Raw genomic sequence first — 5609 nt, forward strand, 5'->3', positions numbered from 1 at the left:
CCATATCATCTGCTTCTTTTTTTAACTTTTTTGGCTCATCTGCTATTCTTTCAATAAATTCCATCATTTTATCTCCGGAAGGAACCCCAAAAGTTGCATCTCCATGTATCATCAAAAAATATTTATTTCCAGTCATTTCTCTAACTAAATCAATTAATCTTATTGTTTCTTCCAAAGTCGGTGGATTTGGATGAAGAAAAATAGCATCATGTTCAAATGTTTCTGCTGTTTTTATAAATATTTCTGCCATATCTTTTCTATGTAAATTTCTTTCCTTTTCTGTCATCTGATACCATTGAGAATAATTTCTGTGTGAAGGATGAACTTTTCCAAATGCTTCCATAGTTAAGAAAAATACAAGTTCAAAATGAGGAACCCTTCCTTTAATAGGTTTCCTTTCAAGCGCATTTATAAACCTTTCTTTTGGTGTCATTTTTTTATCCGAGAGTAAATCCAATAGATGTTTTTGTCATCCAACTTACGAAAATCCACAAACCTGCTGTAACAAAACTACCACATACCATACCGAGGAAGAAAATTTTACCTTCTGAATAAACTTTTGCTCCTCCATATTTCATAATTAAAGTTTTTGCTATCCAGGCAATAAAAACAGAAAACCAGGTATGGAAAACAGGATGGGGTATACCAATAGCAAGTCCAATAGGTGATAATGGCCAACCAGGAATTCTACTCCTTGCAAATAAAATTAAAATCATCAAAAATGCTCCTATTCCTGAAAAAAGGAATTGTTTTTTTCCAAAAGTAATTGGTTCTTTAATAATGTTCATAATATAATTTGCCATAAAATTTGTTGCTCCCCCAAATTGCCATGAAGATAAATTAATTCCTCCATACTTATAAGCAAGAAAAAGTGTCATAATTGAAGAACTGAGTAAAGTAAAAATTATTGAAAGTAAAATTGCAATTACAAGTTTTTTTAAGTTAAGTTTAAAATTGTCTGCAAGTTTCAGTCCATTTGCTGTTGAAACCATTACAAGAGTTCTAATATCAGCAGCCCAGGGAAATGTTAATCCAAGAGAAACCAGTCCATTATTACCCAGTGTCTGAGAACCAAAAGTATAAATTGTTGCAGCAGAAGGTATAAGAGGAGCTCTGTAATATGCAAGTCCTGCTTGAGAAATTATTCTTGTCATTCCAAGGAAAATTAAGATAGTAATAATGGTAAAATAAATAGATGGTAGTAGTTTAAGACCTGTTCTATTAATCCACCAGATGACAAATATAAAACAGAAAACAAAACCCCAGAATGTAATTTTACTGGAAATCCCTTCATCTTCATCTTTTAATTTTCCAATGCTTTTTAAAAATATCTCTTTTAAATGTTTTCTCGCAACCCACAGACAACTTAAAGAAAGAACAATTAAAGCACCAAATGATTGAAATGCAACCTCTTGACATGCAGGGTCTGAATAAGGTAAAATCTGTCCCATTGAATATCCTGTCATCTTGAAAAAACCAGTTTCAATAACAAAAAGAAAGGCAAAGAGCCACACACTTAAAAGAACATCTTTTGGCATTAAAAAGGCAAGTCCTATAACTTCAAATCTCACAGATAAAACTAAAGCAGTCGTAAATCTAAAGATAGGAACCCATTTATATAACAATGGAGAACGGAAAACAGGGAAAAGTTTTGAAAGTCCATTTAAAGAATAAAGAATGAAAGGAATTAAAAAACCAAACCAAAAAATTTTTTCTTTTAATATTGGTCTATCCTTTTTTACTATTTCACTTGGTAATTCTGTCAAAGGGTAAATCAATCTTTCTTTTTCTATCCATTGTTTACTCAACATAATGATTAAAAAAATTGAGAGTAGATAAAATGCAATTATAAAAGAAAACCAGTTGAAAAGAGGTAATATCCATTCTTCCCATGGAATTTTCATATTTTTTGGAAGTCCTTCATAAAGATACCATATTGCATTATAGTCCTTCGGAAATAAATGTTTTGGCAAATATGGATGAATAAATTTATCCCATTCATTTACAGGAGTTGCATAATAAAAAATTCCACCAAGAAGTCCAATTAAATTCATTGTAAAACCCCAAGAAGGTATGGCACAAGCAACAATCATCATAATGTAAACAGTAATCAATTCAGGAGGGGTAAGATATAATTTTTTGATAAATTTTTTATTGAATTGATTTAAGATGCCAACAAGTAAAAAAAATAAAAAGATAGCAGCACCTGTTGAATAATCAGCAGCAAGAGCAGAACCATGAATATAAAGAACATTTAATGGTTCTCCAATTCCGATTAAAATACAAAAAATAAGACCAATTACTATACTTTTAAATGAAATCATAGAGTTTATTTTATTCATTCAAAAAAATTTTGTCAATAGCCACTTTTAGTTTAAAACATACCTAATTGATAATATTATTTTTTTATAGTAAAGGAAATGAGATGATGAAATTTAAATATAAAAACCCGATAAATGATTAAAAAGTATAATAAGTATTAAAAGAAATTTTAATATTTGGAGACCAAAATTAAAAACATATAAAAACTTGACAAAAATCTTAATATTGTTATAATAAGTATAAAAAGGATGAAAATGGCACTATATAAGAAAATAAGGGACGATATAAAGGAAAAAATAGAGAAAGGAGAATATAAAGTTGGAGAGAAAATCCCATCAATTTCAGAACTTTCAAAAATTTATAATGTAAGTGATATTGTTGTTAAGCAGGCATTGAAAGAATTAATAAAAGAAGGATTATTGATAGGGGTTCAGGGTAGGGGAGTTTTTGTTAAAGAAAAGGAAAATGAAAAAATTATTGGAGTGATTTTTACAGACATTGTAAAAAATCCATTTTTTGCTGAAATTTATACAGGTATAGAGAAGGTTTTTTCTTCTAATGGATACCATATAATTGTAGGTGTAAGTTATAACAATGTAGAGAAAGAGAAAAAGATTTTAAAAGAATTTATTGAGAGAAAAGTAAGTGGGATAATAATGACACCGACAGAGGTAAACAGAACTTCTTCAGACAATAATATCTTTTATGAATTAAAGGAAAGAAGGATTCCATTTATATTTGTAGATAGAACAATTGAAGACATAGAGACAGATTATGTCACCTCTGATAATTTTAAAGGAGGGTATATTGCGACAAAGTATTTAATTTCACTTGGTCATAGAAGAATAGGAATAATACTTGGAATAAATGCAAATACAGTAAGGGAGAGATTACAAGGATATAAAAAAGCACTTGAAGAAGAAAATATTGAATTTGACCCAATGCTTGTAAAAAGAAGTTATACAGAATTACAATATGATGAGTCAGGTTATACAAATACAAAAGAATTGCTTCATCTTAAAAATCCACCAACTGCTATTTTTGCGACAAATGACCCTATTGCTTTTGGTGTTTATAAGACATGTATTGAAATGGATATAAAAATTCCTGATGATTTATCTGTGATAGGATTTGATAAGGCACATTTCTCATCTATTTTAAATCCTGTATTAACAACAATAGAACAGAAGACAGAAGAAATAGGAGAAAAAGCAAGTGAGATTTTAATCAAAAGAATAAATGGAGATAAAAGTCCAATTCAAAAAATAATTCTTGATGTAAATATAGTAGAGGGTTTTTCATGTAAAAAATTATTTAAAAAAATAAATGTGAAAGGAGGTGCATTATGAAGAAAATTTTTCTACGCCAAAAAGAGTGGCGTATCCGACATGCCGTTTGGCGAAAAAGAGCATTTTTTCAAAACCACATGGCTTCACATTGATAGAGTTGCTTGTTGTAGTTGCTATAATAGCGATTCTTGCTGCGATGCTTTTACCTGCATTAAGCAAAGCGAGAGAAAAAGCAAGACAAGCAGTATGTATGAATAATTTAAAACAGATTGGGCAAGCATTACATATGTATATTAATGATTATGATAGTTGGTTTCCTTCTTATTTTTGCGGAGGCCCAGTTATAGGAGCATTTTATTATGATTTTTTATTGGTTAATTATACAAATCCTTCTGCAAAAGTAAAGGATTGGAATGATTATTTTACAAGAGCATATAGTAATAATAATAAAGATGGAGTGGGAAGGATTTATCAATGCCCTTCACACAGAAATATAACAACTGGGGACTGGTATAATAGAAGAAGGAGTTATTGTATTATTGAACCATCTTCTTTTAGGGGTTTTAAAAAAACTCTTCCTTCAGGAACAGTAATTGCAAGTTTTAAATATGAACAAATAAGAAGTCCAAGTTCAAAATTCTTTCTTTTTGAAAGATGTGATACAAATGTTCTTGCAACTAACTGGTCTATTTTTACTGCACCATTTGGTGTGAATGATTGTTTTACAAATGGATTAAGTACACCTTATTTAAAATTTGGAAATGTTTTATTCTGTGATGGACATGTTGAATCATATTCTCAGGAAATGGTTAAAAAACTTGCTGATTATGATTTCAAAGTAGTATTTCCTTGAATAAAAGAGGAGGGAATATGAAGATATTAAAAAATTTTGTTTTATATATGATTCTTTTTTTTAGTATTTTTTCTTTTTCTGAGGAATTCCAGGTTTCACCTTATGTAAGTCCTGAATTTCACAAAAATATACCTTGGCCAAAACAATCATTTTATCTTCAACCATGGAGAAGTTATATGGAGACAGTTAGAGGAAAGGAATTTCTTGAAGGTATTGGTATTGCTTATAATTTCCCTTGGGCAGTAGGGGATAATGAAACTGCTTTAAAAATTCTTTCAAATAGTGGATTTAAAAATATAAGATTTGAGATTGGATGGAGTAATGTTGAATGGGATGAGAAAAAACTTAAAAATGAGGAAAAACTTATAGATGTTTTTAAAATCTGCAAGAAATATGGTATAAAGCCATTAATTTTATTGAATGCACATCATGGTTATCCCTGTCCTATGAAATATATGAATGGAGAGGTTCTTGAGGATGTAAGTATAGGAAGCAAAGAAATAAAGATAAAGGTACAGGGAGAGATAAAAGAAGGATATACTGCACTAACAAATTTAAAAGGGAAAGACCCATCACATGCTGCATATGACATATTCATAACAAAATACCAAGAAGAGACAGCAAGTTTAAGTAGACCATTACCAAATGATTTTAAAAAAGGTGATAAAATTCAGTTAAGGATATACAAATATTTACCTGCACATCCAGTAGGAACACCTGAATTTGAGGAAATGGCAGATGGATGGATGAAGTATGTAAAACTTGTTTGTGATATGTTAAAAAAGGCAGGCCTTGAGGATAAGGATTTTGAACTTGAAATATGGAATGAATTATCTTTTGGTTCAATGTTTATAGCAGACCATGGAATAAATTTTTATTATGACCCTCCAAAGGTTAAATTCTCTGGTGATTTTTTGAAAAAGGGAGGACATGCATGGGAAATAGGCAAAAGAACAGTTGATTATGTAAAAGAAAATTATCCAGGAACAAGGGTTATATGGGGATTTTCAAATACAACATTTTATCACACATCTATTTTACAACTTCCGCCAAAAATAGATGGTCAGTCATATCATCCATATGGAACAGGTAAAAGAGTTGTCTCAAAAGATTATCCTCCAAAAGATAGGTATTCATGGTATATT

5 protein-coding genes are annotated in these 5609 nt (G+C 29.9%); 3 read left to right on the plus strand and 2 right to left on the minus strand.

Annotated elements, in window-relative coordinates; genetic code table 11:
• A partial coding sequence (locus PKV21_08670; GenBank protein HOM27560.1) for a hypothetical protein occupies positions 1–433 on the minus strand: 433 nt, incomplete at its 3' end.
• Between the two features lie 4 nt (positions 434–437).
• Entirely contained in the window at positions 438–2342 is a 1905-nt protein-coding gene (locus tag PKV21_08675) for a hypothetical protein (protein ID HOM27561.1), read from the minus strand.
• Positions 2343–2576: 234 nt separating this feature from the next.
• Here PKV21_08675 and PKV21_08680 point away from each other — a divergent pair, with 234 nt between their 5' ends.
• From PKV21_08680 to PKV21_08690, 3 genes are all read left to right on the plus strand, one after another.
• A complete protein-coding gene (locus tag PKV21_08680) occupies positions 2577–3671 on the plus strand; it encodes a GntR family transcriptional regulator (protein HOM27562.1) in 1095 nt (364 codons plus the stop codon).
• A 46-nt stretch (positions 3672–3717) separates the two neighbouring features.
• Positions 3718–4464: a type II secretion system protein gene (locus tag PKV21_08685; GenBank protein HOM27563.1), complete on the plus strand. Its 747-nt coding sequence runs from the start codon at positions 3718–3720 to the stop codon at positions 4462–4464.
• A 17-nt stretch (positions 4465–4481) separates the two neighbouring features.
• On the plus strand, positions 4482–5609 hold a 1128-nt coding region (locus tag PKV21_08690; protein HOM27564.1), incomplete at its 3' end, for a hypothetical protein.

The sequence above is a fragment of the bacterium genome (assembly GCA_035371905.1).
In the GTDB taxonomy this organism is placed as follows: Bacteria; Ratteibacteria; UBA8468; order B48-G9; family JAFGKM01; genus JAMWDI01.

Bases quoted from the DNA above. Each gene is read 5' to 3' on its own strand.
- PKV21_08675 (HOM27561.1), bottom strand. From the start codon at position 2,342: ATGAATAAAATAAACTCTATGATTTCATTTAAAAGTATAGTAATTGGT.
- PKV21_08680 (HOM27562.1), top strand. From the start codon at position 2,577: ATGGCACTATATAAGAAAATAAGGGACGATATAAAGGAAAAAATAGAG.